16 protein-coding genes are annotated in these 17,274 nt (G+C 72.8%); 5 read left to right on the plus strand and 11 right to left on the minus strand.

Annotated features, from left to right (window positions below; genetic code table 11):
* Positions 1-331: 331 nt before the first annotated feature.
* Positions 332-1,756, plus strand: a complete 1,425-nt coding sequence (locus FVE25_RS37465; protein ID WP_157252212.1) for an outer membrane protein assembly factor BamB family protein — start codon at positions 332-334, stop codon at positions 1,754-1,756.
* On the opposite strand, the gene menC is transcribed toward FVE25_RS37465, so the two are convergent.
* The 3 genes from menC to FVE25_RS37480 all read right to left on the minus strand — a co-directional run bounded on the left by menC (position 1,743) and on the right by FVE25_RS37480 (position 5,356).
* On the minus strand, positions 1,743-2,846 hold the full coding sequence (gene menC / locus FVE25_RS37470; RefSeq protein WP_181019843.1) for an o-succinylbenzoate synthase: 1,104 nt from the start codon (positions 2,844-2,846) through the stop codon (positions 1,743-1,745). The two genes, FVE25_RS37465 and menC, sit on opposite strands and share 14 nt — an antisense overlap.
* The gene (locus FVE25_RS37475) at positions 2,843-3,607 is read right to left on the minus strand and encodes a GNAT family N-acetyltransferase (protein ID WP_157252213.1); all 765 of its coding nucleotides are present in this window, start codon (positions 3,605-3,607) and stop codon (positions 2,843-2,845) included. Before FVE25_RS37475 ends, menC begins: the two co-directional genes overlap by 4 nt.
* 144 nt (positions 3,608-3,751) lie before the next feature.
* Positions 3,752-5,356, minus strand: a complete 1,605-nt coding sequence (locus FVE25_RS37480; RefSeq protein ID WP_246268032.1) for a Na+/H+ antiporter — start codon at positions 5,354-5,356, stop codon at positions 3,752-3,754.
* A 115-nt stretch (positions 5,357-5,471) separates the two neighbouring features.
* Between FVE25_RS37480 and FVE25_RS37485 the strand changes: the two genes are divergently transcribed.
* Together FVE25_RS37485 and FVE25_RS37490 are read left to right on the plus strand one after the other, a co-directional pair.
* A complete protein-coding gene (locus FVE25_RS37485; protein WP_219825812.1) occupies positions 5,472-6,089 on the plus strand; it encodes a TIGR03086 family metal-binding protein in 618 nt (205 codons plus the stop codon).
* Between the two features lie 153 nt (positions 6,090-6,242).
* On the plus strand, positions 6,243-7,394 hold the full coding sequence (locus FVE25_RS37490; RefSeq protein WP_157252214.1) for a hypothetical protein: 1,152 nt from the start codon (positions 6,243-6,245) through the stop codon (positions 7,392-7,394).
* Positions 7,395-7,430: 36 nt separating this feature from the next.
* Here the strand turns inward: FVE25_RS37490 and FVE25_RS37495 are convergent, their stop codons facing one another.
* From FVE25_RS37495 to FVE25_RS37520, 6 genes are all read right to left on the minus strand, one after another.
* Complete coding sequence (locus FVE25_RS37495) at positions 7,431-8,414, minus strand: M24 family metallopeptidase (RefSeq protein ID WP_246268034.1); 984 nt, start codon at positions 8,412-8,414, stop codon at positions 7,431-7,433.
* 133 nt (positions 8,415-8,547) lie between these two features.
* Positions 8,548-9,456 carry an ABC transporter ATP-binding protein gene (locus FVE25_RS37500; RefSeq protein ID WP_157252215.1) on the minus strand — a complete coding sequence of 303 codons (909 nt, stop codon included), beginning with the start codon at positions 9,454-9,456 and terminating at the stop codon, positions 8,548-8,550.
* A complete protein-coding gene (locus FVE25_RS37505; protein WP_157252216.1) occupies positions 9,453-10,205 on the minus strand; it encodes an ABC transporter ATP-binding protein in 753 nt (250 codons plus the stop codon). The genes FVE25_RS37500 and FVE25_RS37505 overlap by 4 nt, the downstream gene beginning before the upstream one ends.
* Entirely contained in the window at positions 10,202-11,167 is a 966-nt protein-coding gene (locus FVE25_RS37510; RefSeq protein ID WP_246268036.1) for an ABC transporter permease, read from the minus strand. The genes FVE25_RS37505 and FVE25_RS37510 overlap by 4 nt, the downstream gene beginning before the upstream one ends.
* Complete coding sequence (locus FVE25_RS37515) at positions 11,164-12,231, minus strand: ABC transporter permease (RefSeq protein ID WP_157252217.1); 1,068 nt, start codon at positions 12,229-12,231, stop codon at positions 11,164-11,166. Before FVE25_RS37515 ends, FVE25_RS37510 begins: the two co-directional genes overlap by 4 nt.
* A complete protein-coding gene (locus FVE25_RS37520) occupies positions 12,228-13,811 on the minus strand; it encodes an ABC transporter substrate-binding protein (protein ID WP_157252218.1) in 1,584 nt (527 codons plus the stop codon). The genes FVE25_RS37515 and FVE25_RS37520 overlap by 4 nt, the downstream gene beginning before the upstream one ends.
* Before the next feature lie 113 nt (positions 13,812-13,924).
* On the opposite strand from FVE25_RS37520, the gene FVE25_RS37525 reads away from it, so the two are divergent.
* A complete protein-coding gene (locus FVE25_RS37525) occupies positions 13,925-14,545 on the plus strand; it encodes an Lrp/AsnC family transcriptional regulator (protein WP_246268038.1) in 621 nt (206 codons plus the stop codon).
* On the opposite strand, the gene FVE25_RS37530 is transcribed toward FVE25_RS37525, so the two are convergent.
* Positions 14,546-15,811 (minus strand): glycosyltransferase, encoded by a 1,266-nt coding sequence (locus FVE25_RS37530; protein ID WP_219825813.1) that lies wholly within the window; start codon positions 15,809-15,811, stop codon positions 14,546-14,548.
* 63 nt (positions 15,812-15,874) lie between these two features.
* Here FVE25_RS37530 and FVE25_RS37535 point away from each other — a divergent pair, with 63 nt between their 5' ends.
* Complete coding sequence (locus FVE25_RS37535; protein WP_219825814.1) at positions 15,875-16,363, plus strand: ion channel; 489 nt, start codon at positions 15,875-15,877, stop codon at positions 16,361-16,363.
* On the opposite strand, the gene FVE25_RS37540 is transcribed toward FVE25_RS37535, so the two are convergent.
* Entirely contained in the window at positions 16,360-17,244 is an 885-nt protein-coding gene (locus FVE25_RS37540) for a hypothetical protein (RefSeq protein ID WP_157252220.1), read from the minus strand. The genes FVE25_RS37535 and FVE25_RS37540 overlap by 4 nt on opposite strands.
* Positions 17,245-17,274: the final 30 nt, after the last annotated feature.

Here is a 17,274-nt window from a genome sequence, read left to right on the forward strand (position 1 = left end):
TGCAGACGCAGGCCGCGGGCCGTGCCCCGCGCGCGGGGAAGGTCAAGGCGGAGACGGGCTCGCCGGGGGTGTGGGCCCGTGGCTACGCGCTCGCGCGGGAAGGCCGGCCCCCGACCACGGCCCCCGTCCTGCTGAGCCGCGGGAACCGCGCCGCACCTGACGGCCGCCTGCGGCGCCGCGTGGCGCCTGACGGCTGCCCGCAGGGGGCCGGGTTCCGGCCCGGTTGTCCAGGAGCGGGCGGCTCCCCGGCTCCCGCGGACCTTGGCGGAGTCCGTCCCGTTGACCTGCGGTCAACGGGACGTCAATCCGCCGGGCCTAGTCTCCGGCGTTCATGAGAGGTGTGTGGGCGGCAGGGGCCGCGCTGACGGTGGCGATGGGGGCGGTGTCCTGCGGGACGCCGCAGAACACGGTGATCGAGCCGTTGCGGATGAGCTGCTCCGGGACCGGGCAGGCGGCGCCGGAGGTTTCGCGGGCGGCCGGTTCCGCCGAGTCCGTCCCCGAGGCCGTCTCCGCGGCTGCGTCGGTTGCGGAGCCTCCTGTGCCGGTGGGGCCCGACGGGCTGGCCGTCGGCGCTTTCGCCGGCGCGCCGGGCACGCTCGACGTCATCGGCCAGAAGACCGGCGAGCTGCGCCGGATCAGCCTCGCGACCGGCGACGTGGCCTGGACGGCCGCGCTGGGCGGGGCCTTCGCCGGTGCCCGCCTCGGGCCGGTGCCCGGGTACGCGGCCACCGCGGTCTACGGTGACGGGCGGGTGGCGGTCGTGGACGGCGGCGGACGCACCGTCGTGGAGTGCTCGGTCGCCGGAGTCAAGCCGGGCGGGCTGGTCGCGGCCGGGGAGGCGGGCGGGTCCGGGCGCCTCCCGGACGGCGGGCAGCTCGTGGCCGGCGCCGGCGGGGCGGTGCTGGTCTCGGTGGCCCGCGCGGTGGAGCGCGGCTCGCGGGGACTGATCGGCGATTTCGAGCAGGGCCCGGTGGAGCGGGTCACCGACCAGCGGGTGCGCGTCAACGCGACCGCGGACGGCGGCGTGCTGCTCGACCGCCGCGCCGCGGCGCACGCCGTGGCGGGCAAGCGGCTCTACGTGGCCGATTCGGGTACGGTGACCGCCTTCGACCTGGGCAGCGGCCGGGAGCTCTGGAGCGCGCGGGTGCCGGTGCGCTTCGCCGACGTCACCGGCGGCCTGGATCCGTCCGCGCTCCGGGCGGACCGGATCGTGAGCGATGGGGAGCGGGTGTCCGTCCAGGGCGACGGGCTGGCCGTGCTCGACCCCGCCACGGGCCGCCTCCTCTGGCAGGCGCGCCTCCAGGGGAGGCTGACCGGGGTGCGCGCCTGGGGCGGCGACCAGGTGCTGGCCAGGACCGAGGACGGGTTCGCGCTGCTGGGCTCCGGCGGTTCGGTGTGGGAGGCGCCTCAGGCGGCGGACGCGGTCCTGGGGCCGGTGACGGGCGACGGCGGAGTTCTCGGCCTGGCCGTGGGCGGGCCGGGGGCCTACACCTTCGACGCCCGGGGCGCGGTGACCAAGCTGAACGTGCCCGGTCAGGTGGGTGCGGCGGCCGGCCGTACCGCCTATGTCGGCGGCGAGGACGGAGTGAGCGCGGTGGACGTGCCCACGGGACGGGTGGTGTGGCGTGTGCGGCTGCCGCGGGCCGGTGACGTCCTCTACGGCCTGTACGCGGCCGGTGGCGGCGTCTGCGCGCAGGTGACCGACCAGCCGGGCGACGGTACCCGGCTGGTCTGCTACCGGGCTACGGCAGATTGATCCACTCGGTGGAGGTGGTCACCTCGTCGAGGATCTCCCGGACCGGCTCCACGCCGAGTCCCGGCCCGACCGGCACGTCCAGGTGGCCGTCACGCAGCTCGAACGGCTCGGTGATGTCGGTGGCGTAGTAGCGGCGCGAGCCCGAGGTGTCGCCGGGCAGCGTGAAGCCGGGCAGCGCGGCGAGGGCGACGTTCGCGGCCCGGCCGAGGCCGGTCTCCAGCATGCCGCCGCACCACACGGCGATCCCGTGCGCCCGGCACAGGTCGTGGATGCGCCGGGCCTCGAGGTAGCCGCCGATGCGGCCGGGCTTGATGTTGACGATGGAGCACGAGCCGAGCGAGATGGCCGCGGCCGCGTGCTCGGCCGACTCGATGGACTCGTCCAGGCAGATCGGCGTGCTGAGCTGCTTGGCCAGCTGAGCGTGCTGGACGAAGTCGTCGTTGGCCAGGGGCTGCTCGATGAGGAGCAGGCCGAAGTCGTCGAGCTTGGCGAGCTGGCGGGCGTCCACGAGGGTGTAGGCGGCGTTGGCGTCCACCTGCAGCAGCATGTCGTCGCCGAAGCGTTCGCGGACCGCGCGGACCGGCTCGACGTCCCAGCCGGGCTCGATCTTGAGCTTGATCCGGACGTATCCCTCGTCCAGGTAGCCCTCGACGGCGTCGAGCAGCTCGGGGATGGAGTCCATGATCCCGACCGAGACGCCGCACGGCACCCGGTCGCGCTCGGCGCCCAGGAACCGGCCGAACGACTCGCCGGCGGCGCGCAGCTGGGCGTCGAGCACGGCGGTCTCCAGCGCGGCCTTGGCCATCCGGTGCCCCTTGACGGGCTCCAGCGCCCGGCCCACGCCCTGGGCGTCGATCTCGGCGGGCAGCGCGGGCAGCAGGAAGCGCTTGATCACCTCGGCGGCGCCGTCCACGAACTCGGAGGAGTAGTGCGGCTCGGACATCGCCACGCACTCGCCCCAGCCCTCGGCGTCCGGCGTCACCACGCGCACGAGCAGGACGTCGCGGGCGGTCTCGGTGCCGAATGAGGTCCGGAACGGTGCCACCAGCGGCATCGCGATCCTGCGCAGCTCTACTCCAGTGATTTTCACGCCTTCTCCACTACGTAGTACGACTTGTCATGAAATCCGGTGACCTTCCGGCCTTCGGCCAGCATGCCGCCCAGCATGTCGCGTACGGCATGCCGCCATGCTTTGGCCGTTCCCGGATCAAGGCCGCGCAACCCCTCGATATCGGCGGGGACCGCCACCAGCACCGTCTCCGCGTCCGTCGCGCCCGGCACCGGCCGCCCGCCCTCGTCGGCGAGGGCCACCGCCGTGCCCGCCGGGAGTTCACGCCGGTACGGCTCCCGCCGCGCGGCCGCCTCGACGTGCGGCGAGGACAGCTCCCAGACGGCGAGCACCCGGTCGGACTCGTCCCCCTGGTTGATCGCGTCCTGCATGACGCCGTAGAAGCCCGGCAGGTACTCCCGGGGCCGCGCCCCGAGCTTGGCCAGGTTGAAGTGCGCGTTGCGGCGCACGAGCGGGTCGTAGGTCCAGGAGATGCGCTCCAGCCCCCGATCCAGCGCCCAGCGCCGCTGGTGCATCTTCAGTTCGAAGCCGATGCCACGCCCGGTCGTCGCGCCGGTCACGTGTGAGTGCAGGGTCGAGTCGCCGCCCCTGAACCCCACCGACGCCCCGACCAGCTTGTCACCGTCGTAGGCGCCGGTGACGTAGTTGCCGGCGTGCGCGAAGGCCCGCATCAGCTCTACCGAGATCGGCTCGCCGCCCCGCTCGAACTGCCAGATGGCGCCGAACAGCGCGAGGACCTCTTCCAGGTCCGCGATCTCGTGAAGCTCCCTGATCGCGATCACGCCTGCCCTCCGAGTCGTCCGTTTGTCACGGCGACGCTAAACCACGGCGCATACGTGTCGATTCGTGCGAACTCACCAAGCATCCGGCACCCCTTGGTGCACCCGCCCAACGCCCCGGATGCGGCGACGCCCCGGCCGTCCGAGTCAGGCCAGGTTGCGGAGGTCGAGCTGGCGTAGCACGCGTGAGATGACCTCGGGGTCGGCGCCCGGCTCGCGGCGCGCGTCCAGGACCGCCTGCCGGGCCGCCGACATCATCTCGTCGTTGATCCGCCGGATCTCCCTGATCCGTTCCAGGCGCTGCCCGAACGCCTCCCGCCGCTCCTCGCCGGCCATCTCGGGGCTGAGCCGTACCGCGATCTCGGTCAGGCGGCGGGTCAGCATCTCGACCAGGTCGTCGGGCACCTGCTCCGTGTCGACGATCTCCCTGAGCCGCTGCCTGGCCGCGCCCGCGGCCTGCTTGGCCAGCTTGCGCTCGAAGGCGCGCTCGGCCGCGGTGTCGGCCTGCACCCCGAGCCGCCGCACCACCCACGGCAACGTGAGTCCCTGGATCAGCAACGTGGCCAGGATCACCGCGAACGCGATGAGCACCAGCACGTCCCGCTGCGGGATCTCCAGCGGGATCGCCAGCGCGAGCGCCACGGACGCCACTCCGCGCATGCCCGCCCACCACATCACCACGGTCTCCCGCCAGCTCATCGGCGTCTCGAAGTCGTCGCCGCGCGTGCGATGCCAGCGCCTGGCCAGCGCGGTGGACGGCAGCAGCCACAGCAGGCGCACCCCCACGACCACGGCGACCACGACCAGGCTCCACCCGATCACCCGGCCGAACTGGCCGGTGACCGTGCCCAGCACGTTGTGCAGTTCCAGCCCGATCAGGCCGAAGGCCACGCCGGTCACCAGCGTGTCGATCACCTGCCAGAACGCCGCCGCGGTGAGCCGCCCGACCGAGTCGTCCGCGTCGCTGGTCTTCTCCCGCAGGTAGAAGGCGGTGGTCAGGACGGCCAGCACCCCCGACCCGCCCAGCTGATCGGCCGGCACGTAGCTGACGTAGGGCACCATCACCGACAGCCCGATCTGCAGCGTGGTGTCCCCGAGCAGGCTGGTCAGCCGTGCCGCCACCCACCCTGCCCCGAACCCGATGACGACCGCCACCACCGCCGACAGCACCAGCTCACCCGCCGCCACCGGCCAGGAGAAACTGCCCGTCACCGCCGCCGCGATCGCCACGTGGTAGAGCACGATGGCCGTCACGTCGTTGAACAGGCCCTCGCCCTCCAGCAGCGACACCAGCCGCCGCGGCAGTCCCAGCGCCCCGGCCACACTCGTCGCCGCCACCGGATCAGGCGGAGCCACCAGCGCGCCGAGCGCCGCCGCCGCGGCCAGCGACAGCCCCGGGACCAGCGCGTGCGCCACTCCGGCCACGGCGGCGGTGGTCACGAAGACCAGCGCCACGGCCAGCAGGAAGATCGGCCGCCAGTTGGCCGCGAACTGCCGCCACGAGGTACGGCTGGCCGCCGCGTACAGCAGCGGCGGCAGCAGCGCCGGGAGGACGAGCTCGGGGGAGATGTTCACGTCGGGGACGAAGGGGAGCAGCGCCAGCACGATGCCGTACAAGGTCATCAGCACCGGGGCCGGCAGGCCCAGCCGGTCCCCGAGCGGCACCGTGACCAGCGCGCCGAGCAGGACGAGCATGAGCAGCACGAACTGGTCCACGACACCCCCGATGATCGTCGTCGTCCAGCGTGCCACACCGGGGCGGGAGGAAAGGCGCAGGTCCGGGCGTGTTGCCGGGAGCCTTTGGTTATGTGTAGGAAAATTCCGACATATAGTGGTGCGAGCAGTTCGCCGAGAGAAGGGGATGTTCATGTCCGATCGCCGTGAGAAGGGGACGTCCATGTCCGAGCAGGCTCGCCGATTCCGCCGCGCCGCCGACGGCTTCGCCGCCAGGATCACCGCCGTCCCGCCCGGCCGCTGGGACGACCCGAGCCCCTGCCCCGGCTGGTCGGCCCGCGACGTGGTCGCGCACGTGATCACCGAGACCCGCCGCAACGTGACCACCGTCCGCGGCACCGAGCCCGAGCCGGTACACGGAGTGGGCCTGGCCGAGATGGGCGCGCTCCCGCCCCTGGCGCCCTCCGCGGACCTGGCCGCCGCCTGGGCGCACGTCAGCGCCGACCTCACGGCCGCGATCGACGACCCCGCCTGCCGTACGGCGAAGGTGCCCACCCCCGTCGGGCCGCTGGCGTTCGCCGACCTGACCGACGTGCTGCCGGAGGACGTGCTGATCCACACCTGGGACCTGGCCCGCGCCACGGGCGGTGACGAACGCCTGGACCCCGGCCTGGTCGCCCACGTGTACGAGCACCTCAAGCCGATGGACGAGGCGCTGCGCCAGCCGTGGGCGTTCGGCCCGAAGACGCCGGTGCCGCCCGGCGCCGACCTGCAGACGGAGTTCCTGTGCTTCGTCGGCAGACAGCCCTGACGCCGGCGGGCGGGGCTGAAGCCGGCGGGCGGCGCTGAGATCGGCCGGAACCCGGGCCCGCCGAGGAGCGTTCTCAGGAGGGAAGGTCCGCTCAGGACCCGAGCCCGACTCCGCCGCCGTCGTGATCGCGAGAGGCTGCCCATGGTCGCTGCCATGATCGACACCGCCAGCTTGTACGAGGTCATCGAGGCGCTCGACCGGCAGCGCCCGGCGGACAACCACGTCTGGGCCTGGCAGAGCGCCGTCGAGGCCACCTGCATGATCGTCTTCACCGAGAACCTGCGCCTCGCCGCCGGGCCGACCGGAGAAGGAGCGGCGTCGGGCGCCTACGGGCTCCTGAGAAGCCGGTTCGACGGCCAGCTCGCCGGCGCCGCCCCCTCGGCCAGGGTCGCCGCGGCCGCCCGGACCGGCACCCTTCGCTGGGCCAGACGGAACACCCTGCGCATCCGGCAGACCAAGGAGCGGCTGGAGCGGCAGGAGAGCTTCCAGCGGTGGCTCACGTGGTGCATCGAGAACGCCTGGGTGGAGAAGAGCGCACGCCACCGCGGCCTGTTCGACGCCACGTTCGTGCCGCACATCAGCCGCATCCTCGACATCCCGGTCCGGGATCTCGAACGCCTGCGAGCGGCCAGCTCCGTCCCCGACCGGCTGGAGCGCCTGATCGCCTCCGGCGCCCGGTCCGCGGAATTCCACGCGACCCGGGAGGCGTACGTCGTCTCCCTCCTCCTGCGGGGCCGCTACCACGACAGCGTCGCGCGGGACTCGGGCTGGCAGATCGTCCACCATCCGGTACGGCATGCCGTACTCCCGGCGATGCGCGCACCGGCGGGGCAGTCCTTCGCGCTGTCGATGCCGGAGACGTTCCTCGCCAACATCATCCTCGCGTCCGCGTTCTCGCAGCGCCGGTCCGTCCGGCTGGGCAGCTGGGCCGAGAACGTCCTGGCCGCCAGGCGCGCCTACCGGACGGGCGCACTGGACGCGCCCCTGGCCCGCCACCCCCGGGATCCCGTCGCCTCGGCCGTGCACGCGGCGCGGACCCTGCACATCCGCTGCCACCGCGAGACGTTCGACCGCACGTTGGACGTGGCGGCTTCCGTGGGGTTCGGGTACCTGTCGTCGGTGCTGCTCGAAGGCTGGGAATCCGTGGCCGCCTCGGCGCTCACCGCGTCGCTGGCGGCGTTCGTCCTGCGCCGGCGGGAGCCCAGCAAGGCCGTGATCTCCCAGCTGAGCAAGCGGCCCGGGAGGCTACGCCAGCTGGCACTGGCCGGGCCCGGGCGGGTGCATCGGAGCTGGCGTTCGCTGTGACCGGCCCGAGGCACCGCGCGGGCCTCCGGCCAGGTTTCAGCGGTCCAGGACGGGGAGGGCCGGGGGCGGGGTGGTCAGGAGGCGGGGGCCGGAGGGGGTGCAGAGCGTGACGTCGGCGAGGCGGGCGCCGAACAGGTCGGGGAGGTACACCGCCGGTTCGAGGCACAGGGCCATACCGGGGGCCAGTTCGGTGGGGTCGGACGTGGACAGGACGGGCGGTTCGTCGGCGGCCAGGCCCAGGCCGCGGCCGCAGTGGGCGGCGGCGAAGCGGCCGTAGCCGGAGTTCTCGATGACCGTCTGGGCGGCCGCGGCCACGGAGGCGGCCGGGTGCGCCTGCCGTACCGCGCCGAGGGCCGCGCGCTGGGCGGCGAGGATCACCGTGTACAGGGCCTCGAAGTCGTCCGGGGGCTCGGCGACGGCCAGCGTGCGGGCGACCTCCGCGCAGTAGCCGTTCCAACGGCCGCGCACCGACACCTGGAGCGCGTCGCCCGGGTTGATCACACGGTCGGTGGGACGGTGCGCGGGCAGCGCGGTGTGCTCACCGGCCGAGACCCGTACGTCCAGGACCTCCTCACAACCGCTCTCCAGCAACAGCACATGCATCCGCCTCGCCATCGCGCGCTCGGTGGCCCCGAACCAGCGCAGCTCCCTGGCACCGGCCAGCGCCCCGTCCGCGGCCCTCGCGGCCAGGGCGATGGCATCGAGCTCCTCGGGCTCCTTCCGCAGGCGAAGCGGTGCCAGCACCGCCCCCGCCGGGACCAGCTCGGCATCCACGGCCAGCGCGAACAGCTCCCGCACCCGCATCTCCGGATCCACCCCCACCCGCCGCGCCGACACCGGCACCAGCGGCCCCGGGTCCCCGGTCTCGGCGAAGGCATCGCGGGTGACCACCAGAAACCCGTCACCCCGCCCGCCCAGGAACCGGAAGTCGGGCGACGGCCTCAACACGAGGGCGTCCACCTCGACCTCCGCCATCGCCCGCCGCACCGCCGCCAGGCGGCCCTCCCCCGATCCGCTCACCGCGCCCCGCTCCGGTCCGTCGTCCCGGGGCTGATCGGCCCGAGGGCCGCCGGACCGGCGGTGGTCGTCTCGGGGCCGGTCAGTCCCGGACCGGTGTATGTCGTCCCCGTCCGGCCCGGGGTCGGCGGGGGTGTCACGCGGGCTCGTGGAGCCAACAGGCGACCGGGCCGAAGTCGGGCTCCTTGTCGCGGCAGATGTCCATGACCTGCGGGCAGCGCGGGTTGAAGCGGCATCCGCCGGGTGGGTCGGCCGGGTCGGGGACGTCGCCGGGCAGTTCGGCGGGGAGGGTGCCGGCGCCGTCCGGCTGGGGAATGGCGCGCAGAAGCGCCTGGGTGTACGGGTGGCGGGGGTTGTCCCAGACCGAGGCCGTCTCGCCCACCTCGACGATCTTGCCGAGGTACATCACCGCGATCCGGTCGGCGATCAGCCGCACCACGGAGAGGTCGTGGCTGATGAACAGCAGCCCGGCGCCGGACTCCACCGCCAGGTCGCGCATCAGGCGGGCCACCTGCGCCTGGGCCGAGGCGTCCAGGGCGGAGATGGGCTCGTCGCCGATCAGCAGGCGGGGCTCGGCGGCCAGGGCGCGGGCGATGGCGATGCGCTGGCGCTGGCCGCCCGAGAACTCGTGCGGGTGCCGGTCGGCGAACTCGCGGGGCAGGCCCACGCGTTCCAGCATGTCGGCGGGGGTGGCGGTGGCGCCGCGGGTCACCCGCAGGCCGTCGGCGATCTGGTCGCCGACCCGGCGGCGCGGGTTCAGCGACGCGTAGGGATCCTGGAAGACCATCTGGATCCCGGTCAGCGTCCGGCGGCGGAGGCCGAGCGGGGTGACCGGCCGGCCTTCGAAGCGGATGGAGCCGTGCGTGACGGGGTTGAGGCCGCACACGGCGCGGGCGAGCGTGGACTTGCCGCAGCCCGACTCGCCGACGAGGCCGACGACCTCCCCGGCGCGCACGGCCAGGCTGGCTCCGGCGACGGCACGGACGACCGGGCGGCCGGGGGAGCGGTGCTCGACGACGAGGTCGTCGATGGTGAGCAGGCTCATGGCAGCGCCTCCAGCAGCGATCGCGTGTAGGGGTGGTCGGGCGTGCGCAGGACGTGGGCGCGCGGGCCGCTTTCGACGATCAGGCCGTCCTTCATCACGCTGACCTCGTCGGCGACCGCGGACATGACGCCGAGGTCGTGGGTGACGAGGAGTACGGCGAGGCCGAGTTCGTCACACAGGCTCCGGAGGAGGCGCAGGATGCCCGCCTGGACGGTGACGTCCAGGGCGGTCGTCGGCTCGTCGGCGATGAGGACCTGCGGGGAGCAGGCCAGCGCGATGGCGATGGCGATGCGCTGGCGCATGCCGCCGGAGAACTGGTGAGGGTAGCGGCCGAACGCCTCCGCGGCGCCGGGGATGCGGACCTTGCCGAGCAGTTCCTCGGCACGGGACCTGGCTTCGGCCTTGCCGATGCCGAGGTGGTGGCGCATGTGCTCGGTGATCTGGCGGCCTACGGTGAGCATGGGGTGCAGGCTGGTCGCGGGGTCCTGGAAGACCATCGCGACCTCGCCGCCGCGGACCTTGTTGAGTTCCTTGGCGGGCAGGCCGAGGAGGTCGCGGCCGTTGTGCTCGATGGAGCCGGAGGCGGTGGCGCCGTGGGGGAGCAGGCCGAGCGCGGCCAGGCCGGTCATGGTCTTGCCGGAGCCGGACTCCCCGGCCAGGCCGTGGACGCGGCCCTCGGCCAGTTCGACCGAGACGCCCTTGAGGATCCGCCGGCCGCGGATGTCCACTTCGAGATCGGTGATCTTCACAGTGCGCGCTCCTTGATGGCGCGAGCCGTCCGCGGGTCGAGGGCGTCGCGCAGGGTGTCGCCGAGGAAGTTGAAGGCGAGCACGACGGTGAGGATGGCCAGGCCGGGGAAGGTCGCGACCCACCAGGAGTCGAAGACCTCGACCCCGGAGGCGACCATGGCCCCCCACTCGGGCGAGGGCGGCTTGGCGCCGAGGCCGAGGAAGCTGAGGCCGGACAGCAGCAGGAGCGCGGTGCCGATGTCGAGCGTGGCCAGCACCAGGATGGGGCCGGTCACGTTGGGCAGCACGTCCACGCGCAGCGAACGCCAGGCTGTGAAGCCGAGCAACCGGCCGCTGAGCACGAACTCGCGTTCACGCACGCCGAGCACGAGGCCGCGGGTGACGCGGGCGTAGGCGGGCCAGGCGACCACGAGGACGGCCAGGACGGCGTTGGCCAGGCTGGGGCCGAGCGCGGCGGCCACGACCATGGCGAGGATGACCGTGGGGAAGGCGAAGACGAGGTCGGCGATGCGCATGATGGTCTCGCCCACCCATCTGCCGAAATATCCGGCGGCGGCCCCCAGCAGGCCCCCCACCAGCACGCTCAGCACCACCAGCAGCAGGGTCAGCGGCAACGAGACCCGCGCGCCGTACATGACCCGGCTGAGGATGTCCCGGCCGAGCTGGTCGGTGCCGAACCAGTGCCCGGGCCCCGGCTCGGCCAGGCGCGGCAGGTCCTGGGCCAGCGGGTCGTGCGGCGCCAGCAGCGGCGCGGCCAGCGCGATGACCACCCAGGCCAGCGCGATGACGGCCCCGGCGACGGCCAGCGGCTGCCGCCACGCCTCGGGCAGCCGCCTGCGCGGCTGAAGCGGGTCACGCCGCCGCAGCAGCGCGAGCCCGCGCCGCGGCGCCGCCGTACCAGCCGCCGTTCCAGGGGAACCGGTCGCGGCCGGGTCCTGCGACGAGAGGGGATCGCGGCTCATTGCAGCCTCACTCGCGGGTCGATGATCCCGTACAGCACGTCCACCACCAGGTTGATCACCAGATACACCACGCCCACCACGAGCCCGACGCCCATGACGGCGGGCAGGTCGAGGGAGGTGGCGCTCTTGTAGGCGTACTGCCCGATCCCCGGCCAGGCGAAGATCGCCTCGACCAGCACGGTCCCGGACAGCAGGGAGCCGAACGCCAGTCCGGCCACGGTGATGATCGGCACGAGGGCCGAGCGCAGTACGTACCGGAAGAGCACGGTCCGCCCGGGCAGGCCCTTCGCGCGGGCGGCCCGCACGTAGTCCTGGCCGAGCACTTCGAGTACGGCGCTGCGGGTGAACCGGGTCAGCAGCCCGATCGTGTACAGCGCCAGCACGAGCGCCGGGGTGATCAGGTGCCCGACGGCGCTGGCGAAGACGTCCCATTGCCCGGTCAGCGCCGCGTCCAGCGTGTGCAGGCCGGTGATGGGGCCCGGGGCGGTCATGCCGGGGTCGATGCGGCCACTGCCCGGGGTGAGCTGCAGCCGGTAGAAGAAGACGTAGAACGCGACCAGCGCCAGCCAGAAGGTGGGCACGGAGATGCCGATGAGGCTGAGCACCCGCAGCAGGTGGTCGGAGAGCCGGTCGCGGCGCAGGGCGGCGATGACGCCGAAGGCCACGCCGAGCACCAGGGAGATGAGGATGGCGGCCCCGGCCAGTTCGAGCGTCGCCGGGACGAACTCGGCGAGGTCCTCGCTGACCGGCCGATGGCTCTGCTGGCTGGTGCCGAGGTCTCCCCGGATCAGGCCCTGCAGGTGGATGAGGTACTGCTCGGGCAGCGGCTTGTCCAGCCCGTGCTCGGCCTTCCACTGGGCGACGATGGCCGGGTCGCCGAGCGCCCGCTGGCCGAGGTTGGCGGCCACCGGGTCGCCCGGCACCAGGTTCGTCAGCAGGAAGGTGATGAGGGTGATGCCCCAGGCCAGGAGGATCGCGACGAGGATCCGGCGGATCAGGAACCTGGCCAGGGGGTGCCGGCCGGTACGGCGCGGGCGCGCCGTACCGGGTGAGGGGGTTTTCACTTGACGCCGAGGTCGGCCACGTCGACGGTCCAGACCGGGTGGTACTCCAGGCCGGTGACCGAGGCGGCGGTGACGATGTTCTGGCTCGGCTGGATCAGCGGGACGAACGGGCCACCGGCGTTGAGCTTGTTCTGGACGTCGTGGTAGACGGTCTTGCGGGCCTCGTCGCCGATCGTGGAGGCGGCCTTCTCGCCGGCGGCCTCGATGTCCTTGGCGGTGCCGGCCTTCCATCCGGCGCGCAGGCCGACGGTCTTGCCGGGCAGGAAGGCCAGGTAGTCGCTGGGGTCGGGGTAGTCCGGGCCCCAGTACCACAGGCCCATCTCCTCCTTGCCCTTGCGGTAGTTGTCCAGGGCGGTGGTGACCGGCGCGGGCGCCAGCTCGACCGTGATGCCGACCTCCTTGAGGTTGGCCTGGATGCGCTCGGCCAGCGGCTGGAAGGACAGGCCGTTGACGGTGAGCTCGCTCGGGTACTCGAGCTTGACGCTCGGGTTGCTCAGCCCGCTGGCGGCCAGCGCGGCCTTGGCGCCCTCGACGTCGCGCTTGGTGGCGGCCTCCGGCGGGAGCGCCCCGAGCAACTGGGACGGGATGACGCCCGGAGCCTGCGCCGAGCCTTCGCCGGCCAGCTCCAGAAGGCCCGCGTAGTCCACGCCCTTGCGCACGGCCTCGACGAACTTGGCGTTCGTCGTGGTCTTGCTGACGGCGCTGTCCTGGTTGGCCAGCAGGAAGATGACGTTGGCCGAGGCGGTCTTCTTGACCTGGAGGGTGCCGGGCATGCCGGTGACCTGGTCGCCGGAGAGGTTGAGCGCGATCTGGCTGTCGCCGCGCTGGACGTTCAGCTTCTGGGTGGCGGCCTCGACGTTGCGGATGACGACCTTGTCGTAGGCTGGTTTGGTCCCGTAGTACTTCGGGTTGGCCTTGAGCACGACCTGGCTGCTGACGTTGAACGACTCGATCATGTACGGCCCGGAGCCGAGCGAGGCCGAGTTGAGGTACTGCTCGGCCTTGTCCTGCGCGTCGGTGGTGGCGCCGTGCTCCTTGGCGGCCTTGCTGTTGATGATCCCGAGCGCGGGGTTCGGCAGGATGTACGGCAGCGCCGGGTTGGCCGTCTTCGACGTCAGCTTGATCGTCGAGTCGCCGTCCTTGGCCACGTCCACGCCGTCGAGGAGGAAGGACGGCGTGCCCTTCATGTCGCGCACGCGGGTCAGCGAGAAGACCACGTCGTCGGCGGTGATCGGGGAGCCGTCGGCGAAGACCGCGCCCTGCTTGAGCTTGAGGGTCAGCGTCTTGCCGTCCTCGGCGAGCTCGTACGACTCGGCGAGCGCCGGGACGGGCTTGGTCACGTCGGCGCCGTCGAAGGTGAGCAGCGTCTCGTAGGCGGCCTTGCCGATGATCAGGCCGGTGGGCTCGTAGGTGCGGCCGGGGTCGCCGGTCTTGAGGTCGAAGGAGGTGTCGATGACGAGGGTCTTGCCGCCCGTGGCGGCGCCGCCGGAGGCCGAGGGCTTGGAGCCGCCGCTTCCGCAGGCGGCCAGGGCGAGTGCACCGGCGAGCAGCACAGCCGCCGTCTGCGAGCGGGTCGCCATGAGGTCCTCCAGAGATGTTCTGAGAAAGTTGTGGTGGATTGTCGGGCAAAATGTCCAGCTCGTGTCAATGCAGTGAGACGGTTGGGCCGAGGAGAGTGCGGACCATGAGGGAAATGTCCAGAGAAGGTGGAGAGAGCGGACCGAGGTCTGGACGGATCGGCATCGGGCTCGAGCTGGACGCCGTCCATTTCAAGATCCTCGACGTCCTGCGGGAGAACGGCCGGATTTCCGTCGCGGCCCTGGCCGAACGGGTGGGCATCTCGCGGGCCAACGCCTACACGCGCTTCGAGGCGTTGCGCGCCGACGGGACCATCAAGCGCTTCACCGCGGAGATCGACCACGTGCGCGCCGGGCTCGGCATCACCGCGCTCATCTTCGTGACCGTGCGTCAGCAGATGTGGCGCCAGTTCCGCGCGGAGCTGGCCAGGATGCCGGAGGTGGAGTACTGCGCCATCACCACCGGCCAGCACGACGCCATGATCCAGATCCGGGTGTCGGACGTGGCCGAGGTCCACGCCATGGTCACCGAACGGCTGGCCGGAATTCCCGCGGTCAAGGCCACCGAGACCGTCTTCATCCTCGACGAGGTGCTCAAACGGCCCTACGTGCTGCCCAGCGACCATCCGCGCCAGCAGCGCCGCCCGGCCCCCGACCCGAGCCCGGCCGACGTGCCGCTGGGCAAGATGCGCTTCGTCGGCGCCGCCGAGGGGCGGGCCGCGCTGCGCAAGGAGTGATCAGGCCAGGTGCGCCTCGATGCGGCGGACGGCCGTGGTGACGCCGTCCTCGGCGGCGAGGCCGGCGGCCACGGCGGCAGCCGTATCGGACAGGCCCAGCGCGCTCTCGAGGGCGGCCGCGACGGACGCCCCCGTCTGGTGGCCGCGCAGCGGGGGCGCGGCGACGCCGAGGCGGTGCAGGCGCTCGGCCCAGAAGGGCTGGTCGCCCAGGAACGGGCGGATCACCTGAGGGACGCCGGCCCGCAGGGCCGCCGCGACCGTGCCGACGCCGCCGTGGTGCAGCGCGACCGCCACGCGCGGCAGCAGCCAGTCGTGCGGCGCCTCCCTGACGACGAGCACGTCACCCCCGGAAGCCACGGAAGGTCCGGAAGTCCCGGAAGCCCCGGAAACCATGGAAGGCCCGGAAGGCCCGGCGTCCAGGCCGCCCCAGCCGGTCGCCATGATCACCCGGCGCCCGGCGTGGCGCGCTCCCTCGACGATGGCCGCGGCCAGCCCCTGCGGGTCGCGCCCGACCATGCTCCCGAACCCGGCGTACACCGGCGGCTCCCCGGCCTCCAGGAACGCCGCCAGCGCGGGATCGGGCCGCCACCCGGTGGCGGCGGGCAGGGTCCAGAATCCGACCGGCGCCGCCCAGGCGGGCCAGTCGGGGGGCGCGGGCAGGAGGTGAGGGCTCCAGGCGTGGAGCACCGGGCCTGCGGCGATGAGCTCGGCGGCGGGACGGAACCCCTCGCCCAGGCCCAGCGCCTCGGTCCGCCAGGTCCGCACCACCGACCGGTAGGGCGCCTCGATGGCCGCCGCGACCTTCCACGTCGCCCGGTTGACGGCGGGCGGCAGCCGTACCGGCAGGATGGGGGAGGGAAAGGCGGCGGTCGGCAGGTACAACGGCAGCAGCAGCCCGGCCAGCGACGGCACCCCGGCCTTCTCCGCCAGGTACGGCCCGCCGAGCGCCTTGGGGTGGTAGACGATCACGTCGGGGGACAGGTCCAGGAGGCCCGTCTCCTCGTCCAGCACGTGGCGCACCATCGGCTTGACCGAGCGGGCCGCGGTGATGGCCGCGCCCGCCCCCTTGCCCTTGATCTGGTCCTGGAGATCGAGCATCTCGTCGGCCAGCGGCACGAACGGGATCTCGTACGGCGCGGCCAGCTCGGCGAAGCGGCGCGGGCCCGCGACGACGGGCGCGTGACCGGCCGACAGCAGGCCACGGGCGAGCGCGACGAACGGTTGCACGTCCCCCCGGCTGCCCATCGAGAGCAGGAGCACCTTCACGATTTCCCACTACCCCGGCGTGTCCCACCCGAAGCCGGGCACCGGGTGCGGTCACAGTGAGTCATGGCCGCACGATCGCTGACGCCGCTCCGGCACCTGGCCGTCATGACCGGACTCGTGGGACTTTACTATGTCGTTCCCCTGGGCGACGGGTCGAGCCTGACGCGGTTGTGGGGGGCGACGGCGTTGTTCCTGGCCGGGGTGCTGGTGCTGGTGTGGGCGTTCGGCCGGCACACGATCGCGATCGCGCACCGGGACCACCAGGCCAGGCTGCGCACGCTCCTGCTGCTGATGTACGTGGTGACGACGTTCTTCGCCCTCGGCTACCTGATGGTGGAGACGATCGACCCCGGCCAGTTCGAGGGGCTGGCCACCAAGACGGACGCCCTCTACTTCACCGTCGCCACGATCGCCACCGTGGGCTTCGGGGACGTGCACGCCACCGGGCAGGTGGCCCGGGCGCTCGTCACCGTCCAGATGGCCTTCGACCTGGTCATCCTGGCCGGTCTGATCGGCGCCTACCGGGGCGCGATCGCGGCCGCGCGCGGCTAGGCCCACTCCCAGCGGATGCCGTGCACGCCGGGGCGCAGCTCGGTGTCGGCGATGTGGGCGGCGTCCCAGCTCAACCGTAACTCGGCCACGTCGGCCGGCGGGGTGGCGGTGGTCGGCTGCAGCGTGCGGAAGCAGCGCACCGGGGTGATGCCCGGGGCGAACTGCACGGTCAGCAGGTAGGCGTGCGCGGGGAATCGGAACCAGCGGTTGTAGAACGTGCTCTCCGGGCCACGCCCGCGATAGCGGAACTCGTACTCCACGACGTACGTCTCACCGGTCCGTAACGGCCGGTCGAACAGCAGCTCCAGCGCGGTCAGCCCGGCCGCCTCGTCCTTCTTGACGCGCCCCGGCCGGCAGAAGCCCGTGGACTGCTCCTCGGGCAGCCGCGAGCGCTCGTTGTAGTGGATGGCGACGTGCCGGTCCACGCCGTCGACCCTGGCCTGGAAGACGGCGCGGGTGCGGACCGCGCGCTCGTCCCGCTCGGCCCCGATGGTGAAGTGGTCGTGGTAGCTGAGCACCGAGAGCTGGCCGTCCGTGGCGTTCTTGATCTCGGCCAGCAGCCGCTGCAGGCTGCCCGCCTCGGGACACAGATCGCGGTACGGCACCGCCCCCGGAACGTGGCTCACCCAGCGTCCTCTCGGCCGCGGCGGTCCCAGGCTGGCGATGAGCGTGTCGCCGGGCAGCGACAGGATCTCCTCCAGCGCGTGAAGCGCCCGGAGCGACTGTGATCGCTCCGGGCGGCATTTTCCGCGCTGCCAGTTGCTGAGGCTGGCCAGGCTGACCTTGATGCCGCGCTGGGATAAGCGGGCGTGCAGGCGTTCCAGGCTGAGTCCGCGGGCGGTGATGGCGTCGCGGAGGAGGCGGTCGAAGGGTTGTTCCATCGGGAAACCTCTCCTGTTTCAGGAGTGATC

The organism is Nonomuraea typhae (assembly GCF_009760925.1).
GTDB classification, from domain to species: domain Bacteria; phylum Actinomycetota; class Actinomycetes; order Streptosporangiales; family Streptosporangiaceae; genus Nonomuraea; species Nonomuraea typhae.

Coding starts and splice junctions, on each gene's coding strand:
- FVE25_RS37535 (WP_219825814.1), top strand. CDS start 15,875: ATGGCCGCACGATCGCTGACGCCGCTCCGGCACCTGGCCGTCATGACC.
- FVE25_RS37510 (WP_246268036.1), bottom strand. CDS start 11,167: ATGAGCCGCGATCCCCTCTCGTCGCAGGACCCGGCCGCGACCGGTTCC.
- FVE25_RS37525 (WP_246268038.1), top strand. CDS start 13,925: ATGTCCAGAGAAGGTGGAGAGAGCGGACCGAGGTCTGGACGGATCGGC.
- FVE25_RS37520 (WP_157252218.1), bottom strand. CDS start 13,811: ATGGCGACCCGCTCGCAGACGGCGGCTGTGCTGCTCGCCGGTGCACTC.
- FVE25_RS37485 (WP_219825812.1), top strand. CDS start 5,472: ATGTCCGATCGCCGTGAGAAGGGGACGTCCATGTCCGAGCAGGCTCGC.
- FVE25_RS37500 (WP_157252215.1), bottom strand. CDS start 9,456: ATGAGCCTGCTCACCATCGACGACCTCGTCGTCGAGCACCGCTCCCCC.
- FVE25_RS37540 (WP_157252220.1), bottom strand. CDS start 17,244: ATGGAACAACCCTTCGACCGCCTCCTCCGCGACGCCATCACCGCCCGC.
- FVE25_RS37465 (WP_157252212.1), top strand. CDS start 332: ATGAGAGGTGTGTGGGCGGCAGGGGCCGCGCTGACGGTGGCGATGGGG.
- FVE25_RS37490 (WP_157252214.1), top strand. CDS start 6,243: ATGATCGACACCGCCAGCTTGTACGAGGTCATCGAGGCGCTCGACCGG.